Origin of the sequence: Paludisphaera sp., assembly GCF_037189885.1 — a bacterium.
In the GTDB taxonomy this organism is placed as follows: Bacteria; Planctomycetota; Planctomycetia; order Isosphaerales; family Isosphaeraceae; genus Paludisphaera.
The window spans coordinates 1-14864 of the sequence record NZ_JBBCIR010000014.1; the positions used below are offsets into that span (position 1 = coordinate 1).

At 71.1% G+C, this 14864-nt stretch carries 11 protein-coding genes; 8 read left to right on the forward strand and 3 right to left on the reverse strand.

Annotated elements, in window-relative coordinates:
* Positions 1-65: 65 nt before the first annotated feature.
* The gene (locus WG209_RS06210; protein ID WP_337174150.1) at positions 66-836 is read right to left on the reverse strand and encodes a hypothetical protein; all 771 of its coding nucleotides are present in this window, start codon (positions 834-836) and stop codon (positions 66-68) included.
* Between the two features lie 649 nt (positions 837-1485).
* Entirely contained in the window at positions 1486-2367 is an 882-nt protein-coding gene (locus WG209_RS06215; RefSeq protein WP_337174151.1) for an MBL fold metallo-hydrolase, read from the reverse strand.
* 132 nt (positions 2368-2499) lie between these two features.
* Between WG209_RS06215 and WG209_RS06220 the strand changes: the two genes are divergently transcribed.
* From WG209_RS06220 to WG209_RS06230, 3 genes are all read left to right on the forward strand, one after another.
* Positions 2500-3600 carry a PfkB family carbohydrate kinase gene (locus WG209_RS06220; RefSeq protein WP_337174152.1) on the forward strand — a complete coding sequence of 367 codons (1101 nt, stop codon included), beginning with the start codon at positions 2500-2502 and terminating at the stop codon, positions 3598-3600.
* An 87-nt stretch (positions 3601-3687) separates the two neighbouring features.
* Entirely contained in the window at positions 3688-4380 is a 693-nt protein-coding gene (locus WG209_RS06225; protein ID WP_337174153.1) for a hypothetical protein, read from the forward strand.
* Positions 4381-4471: 91 nt separating this feature from the next.
* On the forward strand, positions 4472-6247 hold the full coding sequence (locus WG209_RS06230) for a hypothetical protein (protein WP_337174154.1): 1776 nt from the start codon (positions 4472-4474) through the stop codon (positions 6245-6247).
* On the opposite strand, the gene pdxA is transcribed toward WG209_RS06230, so the two are convergent.
* Positions 6236-7306, reverse strand: coding sequence for a 4-hydroxythreonine-4-phosphate dehydrogenase PdxA (gene pdxA, locus WG209_RS06235; protein WP_337174155.1), 1071 nt, complete (start codon positions 7304-7306; stop codon positions 6236-6238). The two genes, WG209_RS06230 and pdxA, sit on opposite strands and share 12 nt — an antisense overlap.
* A gap of 247 nt (positions 7307-7553) precedes the next feature.
* Between pdxA and WG209_RS06240 the strand changes: the two genes are divergently transcribed.
* Genes WG209_RS06240 through WG209_RS06260 form a run of 5 tightly spaced genes read left to right on the forward strand, consistent with a single transcriptional unit; the run spans position 7554 to position 14753 of the window.
* On the forward strand, positions 7554-9350 hold the full coding sequence (locus tag WG209_RS06240; RefSeq protein ID WP_337174156.1) for a TIGR03960 family B12-binding radical SAM protein: 1797 nt from the start codon (positions 7554-7556) through the stop codon (positions 9348-9350).
* A gap of 47 nt (positions 9351-9397) precedes the next feature.
* The gene (locus WG209_RS06245) at positions 9398-9973 is read left to right on the forward strand and encodes a Uma2 family endonuclease (RefSeq protein WP_337174157.1); all 576 of its coding nucleotides are present in this window, start codon (positions 9398-9400) and stop codon (positions 9971-9973) included.
* A gap of 25 nt (positions 9974-9998) precedes the next feature.
* The gene (locus WG209_RS06250) at positions 9999-10559 is read left to right on the forward strand and encodes a Uma2 family endonuclease (RefSeq protein ID WP_337174158.1); all 561 of its coding nucleotides are present in this window, start codon (positions 9999-10001) and stop codon (positions 10557-10559) included.
* Positions 10556-12184, forward strand: a complete 1629-nt coding sequence (locus WG209_RS06255; protein ID WP_337174159.1) for a hypothetical protein — start codon at positions 10556-10558, stop codon at positions 12182-12184. The genes WG209_RS06250 and WG209_RS06255 overlap by 4 nt, the downstream gene beginning before the upstream one ends.
* Positions 12185-12203: 19 nt before the next feature.
* On the forward strand, positions 12204-14753 hold the full coding sequence (locus tag WG209_RS06260; RefSeq protein ID WP_337174160.1) for a YfhO family protein: 2550 nt from the start codon (positions 12204-12206) through the stop codon (positions 14751-14753).
* Positions 14754-14864 lie beyond the last annotated feature (111 nt).

Consider the following 14864-nt stretch of genomic DNA (forward strand, 5'->3'; position numbering starts at 1 on the left):
CCCCCCCCCCCCCCCCCCCCCCCCGCGGCTCGTTCGCGTCCGGGCGCCTCGGCCGCGGCGCGCGATCAGTCGTCGCGGTTCTGCTTCAGGCGACGGTCGGTCTCGGGGTTGGTCACGCGGCCCTGGCCGCCGCCCGAGCGGTCGTCCTCATCATCGTCGTCGCGATCGCGAGAGGACCGCGCGCCCTCGCGCCCCTTCGACCTGGAATTGTCGTCGTCCTCCTCCTCTTCCTCCAGCTCCTCGCGGAGTTCGTGGAGCCGCGACTCGATCTCATCCAGCACGCGGATGGCCCGGCTCAGGACGCTACCGCGCCGACGGGACCGGCCCGACGACCCGCGCCCGCGACCGCCGCCCCCGCCGCCGGATCGCGACTGGCCGCCGCCGCCGGACTCGCCCCCCTTCTTCCCCCGAGAGCCGCCGTCGTCATCATCGTCATCCGAGGTGAAGCGGCCCCGCTCGTCGCGATCCGGGGTCGAGGAGGAGTTGGATCCCCCCTGCGACCGCCCCCCCTGCGAGCCTTCCGACCCGCGACCGCCGCCGCCGGATCGCGACTGGCCGCCGCCGGACCCGCCGCCCTTCCCGCCCCGCGACCCGCGATCGTCGTCGTCGTCATCCGACGTGAACCGGCCCCGCTCGTCGCGATCCGAGGCCGACGAAGAGCCACCCTGCGACCGGCCCGACCCCGAGCCTTCCGACCCGCCTCCGCCACCGCCGCCGCCACCGCGACTTCCCCCCTCCGTGTCGCCCGTGAACCGACCTCGGCTGTCATGGGCGCGGCCCGAGTCGTCGTAGTTCTCCTCGTCGCCGCCCGTCCTGCCCCTATTCTGCGCGGCCATTGATCACCTCCAAGGGTGTCTATCTTCCATGGTGCCCGCCTCCTGGCGGATGAGTTGGGACCAGGCAAAGGGCGCGCCGCGCTCCGACGTCGAACCCACGCTCGCTCCCAGGGTCTCAATCCCAGTTCGATGGGCCAATTCGGGCCGGAAACATGAAATCCGGGGACGAGGCGAGGTGATTGTCCGTGTTGGATCATCGTTCCTTGACAATTCGGCGACAGTGAAGGGACCTGGCACCGCGGGACCGAGGCGTGTCCGTACTACCCGGCAGCGGTGTTACCAGGCGAACGACCTCCGCCCTCTCCGGGGGAAAGGTTTCATGAACGGCCTCCCCCCTCGCGGGGGGGGACAGACCGCGAAGCGGTCAGGCGGGGGGGACGACGTGCAGGGCGCGATCGGAGTCCAGACGCCGGCTCGACCGGTCGTCGCGAATCCCGACGGCCGTCTCGCTTGGCTTCCCAGGCCGGCCGTGATGATGGCCGCCAGAATCCGGGAAGGTCAGGGAAAACTCGATCGAGTTCGACGAACGAAGCCAACCACTATTCCCGCAATAGAATGCTCGACAAATACTTACGTCGACACCGCGGAAACCCTGGCGCGCGAACGAAGCCACGGGCGGCCGTGGCTTCATTCGTCGGGGCGGGGGTTGTCAGAGCCAGACCCTGAGCCGCGAGCGGAGGGAGTCCGGCAGGCGGCGGTCGACGATACGCTGGATGTGATCGGGGTGCAGGCGGGTGCTGAAGTGGGAGGCCACGATGACCTCGTTCTCGAACCGCTCGGCGCGGGCGATGATGTCGTCGAGGTGGGTGTGGCCGTACTTGTGGATCACCGACGCCCGCTCGTTGGGCGCGACGAACGTCATCTCCATGATGAGGATCTGGGCCTTGTACGCCTCCGGGTTCGCGTCCAGGCCGGCCGGGGCGGTGTCCCCCATGTAGGCCACCTTCGGGATCCGGATCTCCGACGACACCTCCACGCCGGAGAGGCGCAGGTCGCGGATCTGCTCCCCGGAGAGGTCGTGGTACTCGGGCTTCAGCTTCTTCCGGCGCTCCCAGACCAGGAAGCCCAGCGAGGGGATCGTGTGGCGGGTCGCCATCACCTGGACGACCAGCTCGCGCGACAGCGCGACTTCCTGCCCGGGCTCCACGCCGACGAGCTTGACCGGCATCCGGCCGCGGTCGAGCCGCTGGTAGGCGCGCAGGAGCATGTTGACCCCCTCGACCGCCTCCGTGGGGAGGTAGATCGTCGGCGTCTCCATCTTCATCATCCGACGCCGGGCGATCAGCACCGGCAGCGCCGCGATGTGGTCGAGGTGGGAGTGCGAGACGAACCAGTTCGGCGTGGTCATGAACGACCACGGCTGGGCGCCGAGGTCGAAGCCCACCTTCAGCTCCGGGACCCGCCAGTACGTCTGCACGGCGGCGCGCGAGTACCCCTCCACGGTGAGCCCGTGGTGGGCCATCGACCGCACCGGCGCGTTGTCCACGGGGTGATCCAATGATTCCACGTCCGATTCGATATCGACCGACACCCTACTCTCCTTGGACACGACGCGGGGGAGCCACGGCGGGCAATCCCCGTATTATAGACTCGCGGCGTCGCGGCTGAACACGGAGGCTCCCGCGTTCCCGCCGCCCCAGGCCGCAACGATGGAGTGTCGACCATGCCCGGCCGCGTTATCGTCTTCGGCCCCGCCTACCTCGACCGGATCCTCCGCGTCGATTCGCCCTTGCGCCCCCCGTATCGGCCCCCCCTCGACCAGAGCGTCGGCGGCCGGCCCGGGTTCGGGAGCCCGCTCGACCTGAGGCTCATCGACCCCGTCGGCGCCCTGGCCATCGAGATCCCCGCCGACTGGCCCGGCCATCGCGGCGTCGTATCCCTCGATCGGCCGATCGGCCTCGAACAGGGCGAGCCGCGCCACGTCCGGGCCGAGGCGTGGGAGGACGACCTCGGCGGCATGGGGGCGGGCTTCGCCGCGGCGACCGGCGGCGAACTCGTCACGATCCTGGGCGCCACGGGCGATCCGATCGGCGGGACCGTCCAGGGCCTCCTGCGGCGAGAGGGGATCGAGGCCCGCGTCGTCCGTCGCGACAGCCCGGCCGACTGGACGCTCCTCGTCACCAGCGGCCCCTTCGGCGACAAGCTGGCCATCGGCTTCCGCGACGGGTCCGAATCGCTCACGTTCGACGACTTCGCGCCGCACCTGGCCCAACCGCGCGACGTCCGGATCGTCGCCGGCCTGCCGAATCGGCTGGCGGCGGATCTGCTGAAGGCCCCCGGAACGCGGCTGCGTGTCTTCGCCCCGGCGACGCGGAACGCGCTGGACCGCGAGCTTCCGATCCTCCGGCTGATCGCGCCGGTGGACGTGATGTGCTGCAACCGCGGCGAATGGGAGATGACGGCCGATCGCGACGAAGTGGCCGCGCGGCTGTCGATCCTGGTGGTGACCGACGGCGCGGCGGGGGCCGAGGCGCGGTTCACCGACCCGGAAGGCGCGGCCAGGACGGTCAAGGTCCCGGCCTTCCCCCGCTCTCGCCCTCCACGCGACACCAATCGCGCGGGCGAGGCGTTCGCGTCGACCTTCCTCATGACCCTCCTGGATCGAGGCTGGCGGCCGGAATCCTGCGCCGCGGAGGTCGGGCTGATCCGCGAGGCGATGACGAGGGCGTCGGCCGCCTCGGCGTTGGTGCTCGACCTGCCGCGGTTCGGCTTCCCGAAGCCCGCCGAGGTCGACGCGGCGGTGGCGCGAGGAGTCGTCGACTGATCCGACCGCGGCGGTTACAATCGTCCGCGTCGCGCCCGGGCGCCCCTGGCGCGGAAGTCCTCGCGGCCGAATGGGAAGGGTCGAGCGATGAGGTCACGCAACGCGCTTTTCGCCCTGGTGGGGCTGGTGATCGGCCTGCTGGCCGCCTCGCGAATCCCGCTGCACGCCCGCAAGGCGACGCAGGAGCCCCTCCCCGCAGCGCCGGCCACGGCGGCCCCGGCCCCGGCCCCGAGGGGAGACGGGCCCTCGCTCCAGGACGCTCTCTTGCGGCCTTACTCCTTCGACTTCGCCCGGCCGACGACGCTTGAGGAGGTGGCCCGCAGGCTCTCCGCCGACCTCGGCGGGGAAGTGGTCCTGGACATCGCCGCGCTGGAGCGGCTGGACGTCAAGAAGGACGACACGGTCGAACTGGGCCTGAAGTCCGCCCGCCTCCAGACCGGCCTGAAGCTCCTGCTGGACCAGGTGGAGATGACGTATCGGCTCGTCCCGGAGGACAACCTCCTGGTGCTGACGGACAAGGAAGGCTCGGACGACCCGCTCGACCGGATCTGGGCCGAGTTGACCGACATGCACCGCGAGATCCACGACATCCAGGACGCCCTGGACGACCTGCTGGACCTCCAGGCGTCCGGCGGCCTCCAGTTCCGCCAGCCGACCATCATCGAGGAACTCCCCGGCATGCCCGGCCCCGAGCCCACGCCCCCCGGAGAAGGCCCGGCCCCCGACGACGAGGAGCCCACGCCCCCCAGGCGCCCCCGCACCGGCTTCCGGGCGGGCTGAGCCGTGGCCCTCATATTGAGGGTTGATTCATCTCTCGATATCATGGCCTTCACCTCTCGCGCCCCAGTCGGCCCGGTCGTCGGTGAAGACCATGATCGCCACTCGCGCCACGCCCCACGCCGGATCGCTCGGGCTCGACCGGGCCATCGAACGGATGATCGTCGAGGATGGATTCGCCGACCGCGAGTCGGCGTCCTTCGCCATCGCCGAGTATGAGCCGTTCTTCCGCGCGACGGCCGCCCTGGGTCGGGTGCCGTCGCCCCCGTCGCCGATGGTCGTCCGCGCGTGGGATCGGCACATGCTCGACACGCGGGCCTATGTCGGGCACTGCCTCGCGCTGGCGGGGGGGTATCTCCACCGGCCGGGGCCCTCGGGCGACAACCGAAGCCTCGTCGACGCCCGGGTCGAGCTGTTCCGCCCGGCCCCCCACGCGACCCCGGATCTGAACGCGCTGGAGGCCGAGGACTTCTCGCGGCTCGTCGCCCTGACCCGGCGGGCGCTCGCGAGCGGGCCCTCCTCGACGGACCCCTGGGCCGGGGAGGCCGCCCGGCTGATCGACGAGGATCCCGACCTCGCGGCCCGCGAGTACGGGCGTTTCCTCCGACTCCTCCTCCTCGGCGAGGGCCCCATCACGCCGAGCCGGCTGGTGGACGAGATCTGGCACCGGCACATCCTCGACAGTCGGGCCTACGTCGCGTTCTGCGGGCGGGTCGCCGGCGGCTATATTCACCACGACCCGAGCTACGGCCGCCCGCTCGCCGTCCACGCCGCGCGGTTCGAGGACGCGAAGGCCGCCTACCGCCGTCGCCTCGCCGCCGCCCCCCCGGCGCGCGTCTGGTCGACGATGGGGGGGAGCGAGGGGGGAGGAGACGGCGGTAGCGGCGGAACTCCGGCCCCGCTCTACGACATCAATCTCCCTCATCACATGCGAGCCCACCTCCATGTCCGCGCGGTCGACCGTCGGTTCCGGCTCCACGTCCACCCGGTCCTGGCCCACCTGGGGATCACGCGGGCGATGTGGCTCGACGTGCTCAACGTCGTCCACCGATGCCCGAAGATCTCCCGGGGCGAGTTCCTGAGGACCACCACGGTCGGCAGCATCGTCTTCATGCTCCTCGCCGCGTCGGCGCTGGCCTTGGGCTGCGGTTTCAGCGTGGCCTTGGCCCAGCATGTCGGGCCGGGGGAGCCGTCGCCCGCCGTCATCGCGTCCCTCACGGCTTTTTTCCTCCCCGGGGCCGCGGGGCTCGTCGTCGCGCTCGCGTGGCTGACTCGGCCACTCGACCTGTACCAGATGCACCGCCGCGTCCAGGACCTTTCGCGGGTGCTGGCCCTTTACGACGTCTCGGTCAGGCTCGCGATGGGATACGGCGATTTCGCCACGACGCTCTCATTGGACGCGCCGCCGCCCATGCGCTTCGGCCCAACATCGCATCCATACTTCGTCGTGCTGGAGGCCGCCGTCGACCCGCTGGAGGTCCGACGACGCAAGGAGGAGGCCGAGCGGATGCGCCTCGAAGCCGCTCGGGCGCGGAGGGAGCGGTTGCTGGGCGTCCTTCGCAACGGGCTGATGGCCGGTCCCAACCTCTACTGGGTGGCCCGGGGCGCGTACGGACGGTCTCGACGAGTCTTATCGGCGGCGGGTCGGCGAGGGGCCGCGTGGCTTCGAGCCGTCGTCGACGCCTGCGCCGGGGCCATCTGGCGTCGCAAGGTGCTCCGCGAGGAGTATTACCTCGACAGGGGCGTCAAGCCGGGCCCGCTCGCCTGGTTCCGCGTCCAGCCCGATTGGGCGCGGGCCATCCTGGTCGGTATGGTCGCGGCTATCCCGTTCGGCGTGTTAACCGCCGTCCTGCTCAGGCTAGCCCTCTGACGAGGCGGGTCCCCGGCCCCGGTTCCGGTCGACCATCAGGGCGGCGACGCGCACGGCTTGCAGGAGGCTCGACGGGTCGGCGATCGCCCCCCAGGCGATGTCGAACGCCGTGCCGTGGGCGACGCTCGTCCGGACGATCGGCAGGCCGAGCGTCACGTTGACCCCCTCCCAGAAGCCGACGGTTTTCAGCGCGATGTGCCCCTGGTCGTGGTACATGGCGACGACCGCGTCGTAGGTCCCCGTCAGGGCGTCTCGGAACAGCGTGTCGTTGGGGAACGGACCGGAGACGTGGAACCCCTCGGCCCGGGTCAGGTCGACGGCGGGGCCGATGGTCGTGATCTCCTCGTCGCCGAACAGCCCGTGCTCGCCGGCATGGGGGTTGAGCGACGCCACCGCGATGCGCGGCCGTCGGCCGGCGGTCAGCGGCCGGAGCGCGCGGTCCGCCAGGCGGATCTTGGCCGCGACGGATTCAACCGTGATCGCCGCGAAGACGTCGCGCAAGGCCATGTGCAGCGTGACGTGGACCACCCCCAGCCCCTGCCGCTTGCGCGGGTCGTCCTTGTGCCGGGCGGTCGGCAGGTAGAGCATCATGGCGTGATCGGGCGTCCCGCATCGCTCCGCCAGGATCTCGGTGTGTCCCGGATGCGGCACGCCGCCAAGCCTTAACGCCTCCTTATTAAGAGGCAGGGTCGCGATGGCGTCCACCCTTTCGGCGAGGGCCATGTCGATCGCGTGGACGAGGTAGTCGTGGGCCGCGCGGCCGGCGTGGGCGTCCACCGTCCGGGGCTCCACGGCCGAGACATCGGCCGCGTTCGGCGGTTCGAGGCATGGGATCAGGCCGGGGGACGGGTCGGCCTCCTCGGGAGAGGCGATCGGCCGGATCGAAGGCGACCCGTCGTCGGAACGGAGCGCCATGGCGCGCCGGAGGACCTCGACGCTCCCGACGACCATGGGCGCGCAAAGAGCGTGAAGCTCGGGGCGTCCCCAGGCGGCGGCGATCAGCTCGGGGCCGACGCCGGCGACGTCCCCCATCGTAAGCGCGACTCTCGGGCGGTCCATGGCGAAGGGTTCTCGACGTTCGGGGTCCTGTTGCGTCCCGCGTAATTATAGTCGCGAGGACCCCGGACGCGCCGGGCCGGCTGGCCTTCCGACGGCCGTCTCCGCTAGAATTCAGGTCATGACCCGTCCTCGGGGCGAGGCCGACGGGCCCACGCCATGCCACGCCCCGGCTCGCGATCGGCCCGAACCTCACGCCCACGCCGCGCGACCGACCAATCCCGGCTTGTTCGAACGACCCACGGGGGGAATGATGCTGAATCAGGAATTGAAGGACGCCGTGGTCGCCCGGGTGCTGTCGAAGGTCCGGACGCCCGCCCAGTACGTCGGCGGCGAGCTGAACGTCGTCGTGAAGGACCACTCCCAGGTCGCCGGCACGCTCTGCCTGGCCTTCCCGGACACCTACTCGCTGGGCATGAGCCATCACGGCTTCCACATGCTCTACAACCTGATGAACCTGCACGGCTGGGCCGCCGAACGCGTCTTCGCCCCGCTGCCGGACTTCGAGGCCGCGATGCGGGCCGAGGACCTGCCGCTGTACTCGCTGGAGACCTTCACGCCGCTGAGCGAGTTCGACGTGGTCGGCTTCTCGCTCCAGTACGAGGTCTCCTACACCAACGTCCTGACCATCCTGGACATGGGCCGGATCCCCCTCCGCGCCGAGGACCGCTCGGACGACGACCCGCTCGTCATCGCCGGCGGCCCGACCGGCCAGAACCCGGAAGTGCTCGCCCCGTTCATCGACCTGTTCGTCATGGGGGACGGCGAGCCCAGCCTGCCGCACGTCTGCGACCAGTGGCGAGCGATGAAGGGATCCGGGCTGACGCGCGAGGAGAAGCTCGCCCGGATCGCCGCCTCCGTGAACTGGGCCTACGTTCCCCGGTTCTACGAGCCCGCGTACAACGACGACGGGACGATCGCCTCGATCCGGCCGACCCGCGACGACGTGCCGGCCGCGATCAAGCCCTGCGTGATCCAGGATCTGGACGGCATCCCGCTGCCGACCAAGCCCGTCGTCCCGTTCATCGACACGGCCCACGACCGCATCGCCATCGAGATCATGCGCGGCTGCCCCTGGCAGTGCCGATTCTGCCAGAGCACGGTCATCAAGCGACCCCTGCGGTATCGCAAGGTCGAGACGATCGTCGAGGCCGCGCTGGAGACGTACCGCAACACCGGCTACGACGAGATCAGCCTGCTCTCGCTCTCCTCCAGCGATTACCCAGAATTCGAGCACCTCGTCACCCGCATGTCCGAGGTCTTCACGCCGCTGGGGGTGAAGATCTCGCTCCCCAGCCTGCGGATCACCGAGACCCTCAAGAAGATCCCCGCGCTCTTGCAGGAAGGCCGGCGCAGCGGCCTGACCCTCGCGCCGGAGGTCGCCCGCGACGACATGCGGACCCAGATCCGCAAGCCGATCGACAACAAGGACCTGTACGACGGCGCCGCCGAGGCGTTCCGGCGCGGCTGGCGCAAGGTCAAGCTCTACTTCATGTGCGGCCTCCCCGGCGAGCGCCCCGCGGACCTCGACGGCATCATCGAGATGGCCGAGACCATCGCCCGCATCGGCAAGGAGGTCACCGGCCGCTACGCCGACGTGACCGCCAGCGTCTCCAACTTCGTCCCCAAGCCCCACACCCCCTACCAGTGGAACGGGATGAGGCCCCGCGAATACTTCCAGTGGGCCCACAAGTACCTGAGGTCGCGGGTCCGCCTGCGGTCGGTCACGGTGAAGGTCCACGACATCGACCGCAGCATGCTGGAAGGGATCCTCACCCGGGGCGACCGCCGCGTCGGCCTGGCGATGGAGGAGGCCTGGCGTCGCGGTGCCCGGCTCGACGCCTGGACCGAGTACTTCCAGCCCCGGCTGTGGTGGGAGACCTTCGAGGAGATGGGGATCGACGTCGCCTCGTACCGCGAGCGCGAGCGGCCCATCGAGGAGTTCCTCCCCTGGGACCACATCCACATCAAGTACGGCCGCGACTACCTCGCCAAGGAGCAGACCCGCTCCGTCGTCCAGCTCGAGGCCATGGCCGGCGCGGTCTGACCCGACGAGAAGCGACGCGACGCTCCCCGACCCGAGAGGAGGCCCCGATGTCCACAGCCTCGCGCCCCCGGCTGATGACGGCCGAGGAGTTCATGAACGCCGACCTGGGCGAAGGCCGCTTCGAACTCGTCCGAGGGGAGGTCGTCCGCTTGTCGCCGCCTTTCTATCCGCACGCCGCGGCCTGCGCGAATATCACGCTCCTCCTCGGGAATTATGGACAACGGACGGGTCACGGCCGCGCCGCCGGGGAGGGCGCGGTCCGGACCCGTCGCGGCCCGGACACCTTGCGGGGCCCCGACGTCCAGTACTTCAGCTACGCCCGCTGGCCGAGGGAGGCGCGACGCTCCTCCCCCGGGGCGCCGGTGAAGCTGCCGCCCGTCGCGCCGGACGTCGTCGTGGAGGTCGTCTCCCCCAACGACCGCCGCGCCGAGGTCCAGGAGAAGGTCGAGGAGTACCTGGCGGCCGGCGCGCTAGCCGTCTGGGTCGTCCGGCCCGACGACCGAACAGTCGCCATCCACCGCGACGGCGCCGACCCGACGACCCTCGCCGAGGGCGACGCGATCGACGACCAGCCCGAACTCCCCGGATTCCGCTGCATGGCCGCGGAAATCTTCGAGGACTGAACCCGATCCGCCCAGGAGGCCCGCTATGGCCGTGGCTCCCGCCGCACGCCTGATGACCGCCGATGAGTTCATGAAGGCCAAACTGGGTGACGGCCGATTCGAACTCGTCCGAGGGGAGATCGTGGAATTGTCGCCGCCGTACTCCGACCATGGCTATGCTTGCTCCCGCCTGGCCGGCCTCTTCTTCGTCTACGAGCGGGAGTCGGGCTACGGCTACAGCCTTTCCAATGACACAGCGGTCCAGACCCGGCGCAACCCCGACACAGTCCGGGCACCGGACGTCTGCTTTTACAGCGAGGCCCGCCATCCCCGGACGAAGCTGGGGCCGAACTTGCTGACGGTCGCGCCGGACGTGGCGATCGAGGTCGTCTCGCCCAGCAACAGCAAGATCGAGCTGCTGGAGAAGGTCGTCGAGTACCTGGCCGCCGGGAGCCTGGCGGTCTGGCTCGTCTATCCCCAAACGCGCTCGGTGGCCGTCTTCCGCGACTCCCGCACGCCCCCCGCCGTCTTCGACGACGGCGACGCGATCGACGATCAGCCGGAACTCCCCGGCTTCCGCTGCCTCGTGTCGGACATCTTCCCTTGAAACGCGCCGCCGCCGTCGCCTTGCTCGCGCTGTCGCTCGCCCTGGCGTGGAGCGCGTTCGTCCGCGCGCCGCTGATCGTCAACGCGCCGACGCACCTCGACAGCGACCTGGCCGTCGACGGCATGACGCTGCGAGAGGCCGTCGACGGCCGCTGGCGCTGGCAGTACCCCGGCACGCCCTACATGGGGACCGGCGCGGTGCTGCTGAGCTATCCGCAGGCAAAGGTCTGGGGGGTGACGCCCGAGACGCTGGCCTCCGGCGGGACGGTCGCGTATCTGTTGCTGATCTGCGGCGTGTTCGCGACGGCCTGGGCGTGTCGCGGGCCGAAGGTCGCGGCGTGGTCCCTCGTGCCGCTGGCGTTCGCGTCGACAGGGACGATCTGGCTGACCGGCCGCGTCACCGGCGGCCACATGCTGGCCGCGGCCTGGAGCGCCTGGGCGTGGGCGATGTTCGCTTGGTTCGCCAGGCGCGGGGGGAAGGGCGGGGGGGCGCTTCTGGGCCTCTGGCTCGGCCTCGGGATGTGGCACGACTCCATGTTCCTGATGACGATCGTCGGCATGGCCACGGCGGGGCTGGTCCTCGCCGTCGCCACGCGCGGGGCCTGGACGCGCCGCTCGGCGCTGGGCTTTATGTTGGCGCTCGCGGCGGGCTTCGCGATCGGCCAGGCCCCCAAGCCGATCGGCCGATGGCTCGAACCCTACGACGCGTACGGCGGCCAGTTCGCGTGGAGCCTCGACCCGGAGCTACTCCGGGATCACGCCCGGATCCTCTTCCTGGACTGCCTTCCGCGCATCGTGGCGGGGCATCGCCTGCCGGGCCTGGAGGCCGACCCCGACCCGGAGTTGATCGGCGGCGGGTCCCCTCTCACGCGGCCCGGCCGCGGCGACGCCGGCGCGATCGCGATCGCGACCACGGCCCTGGGGCTGCTGATGTTCGCCGCCTCGTTCACGGCGCTCAAATGGCGGGTCGTCCGGCGAGCCTCCCCGTCGGACGACCCCCGAACGCCCGTCGAACGCGCGATCGCCCTGGGCCTGTTGGTCTCGTCGGCGGCGATCCTCGCGGGGTTCGTGGTCAACCGGAACATCTTCGACGCCGACAATCAGCGCTACCTGGTCCTGTGGCTGATCCCGGGGGCGTTGGGGTTCGGGATGGTCATGGACGCGCTGGCCGCGCGAGGGGCCGGGGGGAAGCTGGCGGCGGCCGGGATCGCGACGGCGTTCGCGCTGGCGTTCGCGGCGGACTCGCTGGCGTGGTATCGTCGTCTGGGGTGGGTCGACGAGCGAGGCTCCGTCGTCCGCCGCCCGGTCGACGACCCGGCGCTCCGATGGCTGGACGAGCATCCCGAGGTCGGCGCCTTCACCGCCGGCTACTGGGACGTCTACCGCCTGGCGTTCCTGGCCGATCGCCCGGTCCGCGGCACGCCATACCCGATCTACCCGGATCGATACCCCGAGTGGTCGCGCGACCTCCCCGGCGGGCGGCCGACGATCCTGATCGCCCGGCCGACGCTCCAGGACCAACACTTCCTGCGAGAGGCGCTCGAGGCCGGCGGCGAGGTGCTGTTCCGAGGGCGCGGGACGACGATCGCGACGTGGCCCGTCGCCCCCCCGGTGAACGTCGACTGATTCGCAGCGAGGACGCTCCGTGCCGCACCCGGAAGAGACGGCCGACGAGGCCCGGTCGAGTTGGTTCCAGCCCCCGGGATGGGGCGTCGGCGACCTCGTCGCGCTGGCCGCGTGGACGGTCGCCGTCTGCTGGGTCTTCCGCGAGGCCGTCTTCCTGCGCGGGGCGTTCTTCTACTTCGACATCACCGAGATCAACTACCCCTACCGCCACTTCTTCGCCGAGGAGCTCAAGGCAGGTCGGTTCTCGCGCTGGTGCCCCCTCCTCTATAACGGGATGCCCCTGTTCAGCGAGAGCCAGGCGGGCTATCTCCACCCGCTGAAATACCTGCTCTATCCCTGGATGGAGACCTGGAAGGCGATCAACCTCGACACCGTCCTGTCGATTTGGCTGGCGGGGGCGGGGACGCATGGCTGGCTGCGACGCCACGTCGGCCCGGTCGGGGCGCTGGCGGGGGGCGTGGTCTTCGGCTTCGGCGGGTTCACCTGGGCCCACCTCTACCACACCAGCATGATCAACGCCCTGGCGAGCGTGCCGTTCGTCGTCTGGGCGCTCGAATGGTCGTGGGGCGCCGGCCGATGGCGGGGCGCCGCGCTGGGCGGGTTCGCGCTGGCCTGGGCGGTCTTCGCCGGCCACCTCCAGGACTTCATCCTGACCTCGGGCATCGTCGGGATCGTCGCCCTCCACCGCGCCTGCACGTCGGCCACGAGGGCCGAGGCCCGCTCCGTGCTGACCCGGACGTTCGGCCTCCTGGCGCTGGGCGTCTTGATCTCCGCCGTGCAGTGGATGCCGTCGAAGGAGCTGCTCGACCGCTCCCCCCGGGCCGGCGGGCTGAGCTACGAGGAACTCGTGTACGGCTCGTGGAGCCCCGAGCTGCTGCCGACCCTCGTCATGCGCGAGGCCTACGGCACCCGCGCCCGCGACACCGACTGGATGGACGGCTACTACCCCTACCACGAGACGAACGCCTACCTCGGCCTGCTCGCGCTGGGCCTGGCGATCGTGGGGGCGTCGGGCCCGGGGGCGCGCGATCGCTGGACGACGGGCCTGGTCATCCTGACGATCACCGGCGCGCTGCTGATGCTCGGCCGGTTCACCTTCCTGTTCGATTACGCCAACCGCATCCCGGTGGCCGGCAGCTCGCGCGAGCCCGCGCGGCTGCACCTGCTGGTCTCGCTGGGGGTGGCCGGCCTGGCCGCCGTGGGGGCGGAACGGCTGCGACGCCCCGGCGCGGTGAGCCTCAAGGGGGCGACGGGCCTGGTGCTGGCATTGGTCGTGGTCTCGCTGCCGATCCTCGCCTACGCCTACCACCCGATCTGGACCGACGCCCGGCCGACGACCAACGCCTACCTCCAGGACCGCTCGCGATGGCTGACGCGCGAGGTGGCGACCGCCGTGATCCGCAACGCCTCGCTGGTGGTCGGCGGGCTGGCGATCGCCCGCGCCGCCGCGTCGTCGGCCTCGGCCCGTCGCCGCGCGGCGCTGGCCTCGATCTTGCCAGTCCTGGTCATCGTCGACCTGCTGTCGGCCCACGCCGTCGACGTGGTGACGGTCCCGCCGTCCTACTGGACCGAACCCCCCGAGAGCGCGAGGCGGCTGAAGGCCGATCCCACCTTCGTCCGCGTCTTCGGGATGGGCGACCGCGGCTCCGGCGAGCCCGGCTACGCCTCCGAGCCGATCGACTTCATGCCCGCCCGCGACGCGCTCGATTGGAGCCTCCCGGCGGCGTGGGGCCTGGCGGGGTCGAAGGGGATCACGCCGATGATCTCCCAGCGGAGCCTCGACTACACCGACCACGCGAAGTACCGCGCCGGGCGGTTCGACATCGATTCGGTCAGCCACATCCTCGCCGGCCGCGCCGGGCGGGATACTTTCACCCCCAACGAGCGCGTCGGCGAGGCGTTCCTCCACGCCAACCCCGACGCCCGACCGCGCGCCCGGCTGGAAGGCCGCCCTCTGTACGCCGACGACCGCGCCGAGGCCATCGCCGCCATCGACCGGCTGGGGCCCGACCTCAAGAACCGGCTGATCGTCGAGGATCCGGGCCGCCCGCTCGGTCCCGACGCCGAGGCAGCCGGCTCCGCGACGATCGTGGTCGACGCGCCCGAGGAGGTCGTCGTGGCGGTGAACGCCGAGGTTCCCGCCTACCTCGTGCTCGCCGACACCTTCGACCCCGGCTGGACCGCCACCGTGGACGGCGAGCCGGCGACCATCCATCCGGCCTATGTCGCGTTCCGCGCGGTCCTCGTGGGGCCCGGCGAGCACCGTGTCGTCTTCCGGTACTCGCCGGCCGGCTTCCTCCCCGGCCTGGCGATCACCGCCCTCGGCGGCGCGATCGCCCTGGTGAGCCTGATCCGTCCGGGGCCGCGCGTCCCCTCCGACGATCACGCCACGACCCCGAGGGCCGGTGCCCTGAGGCGTGCGTGGATCGGCGGCGCCGTCCTGATCGTCCTGGCCTCGATCCCCGCGGTGGGGCCGTCGAGATTGGGGATCCAGGCGCGCTGGCGGACCGCGTTCCACGCGTTCACCTGGGGCCCCCCGGGCGAGGCCATCCGCGAGAACCGGCGCTGATCCTGGCGGTCGTGGCGGCGGCGCGCGGCGGCCCGGCGGCGGGGGGGGCGAAACGAGGGGGATGGGATTGTAATCGGACGCCGATTCGCCTATCCTGGTTCACTTGAAGTG

Coding starts and splice junctions, on each gene's coding strand:
- WG209_RS06250 (WP_337174158.1), top strand. CDS start 9,999: ATGGCCGTGGCTCCCGCCGCACGCCTGATGACCGCCGATGAGTTCATG.
- WG209_RS06225 (WP_337174153.1), top strand. CDS start 3,688: ATGAGGTCACGCAACGCGCTTTTCGCCCTGGTGGGGCTGGTGATCGGC.
- WG209_RS06210 (WP_337174150.1), bottom strand. CDS start 836: ATGGCCGCGCAGAATAGGGGCAGGACGGGCGGCGACGAGGAGAACTAC.
- WG209_RS06230 (WP_337174154.1), top strand. CDS start 4,472: ATGATCGCCACTCGCGCCACGCCCCACGCCGGATCGCTCGGGCTCGAC.
- pdxA (WP_337174155.1), bottom strand. CDS start 7,306: ATGGACCGCCCGAGAGTCGCGCTTACGATGGGGGACGTCGCCGGCGTC.
- WG209_RS06245 (WP_337174157.1), top strand. CDS start 9,398: ATGTCCACAGCCTCGCGCCCCCGGCTGATGACGGCCGAGGAGTTCATG.
- WG209_RS06240 (WP_337174156.1), top strand. CDS start 7,554: ATGATGCTGAATCAGGAATTGAAGGACGCCGTGGTCGCCCGGGTGCTG.
- WG209_RS06220 (WP_337174152.1), top strand. CDS start 2,500: ATGCCCGGCCGCGTTATCGTCTTCGGCCCCGCCTACCTCGACCGGATC.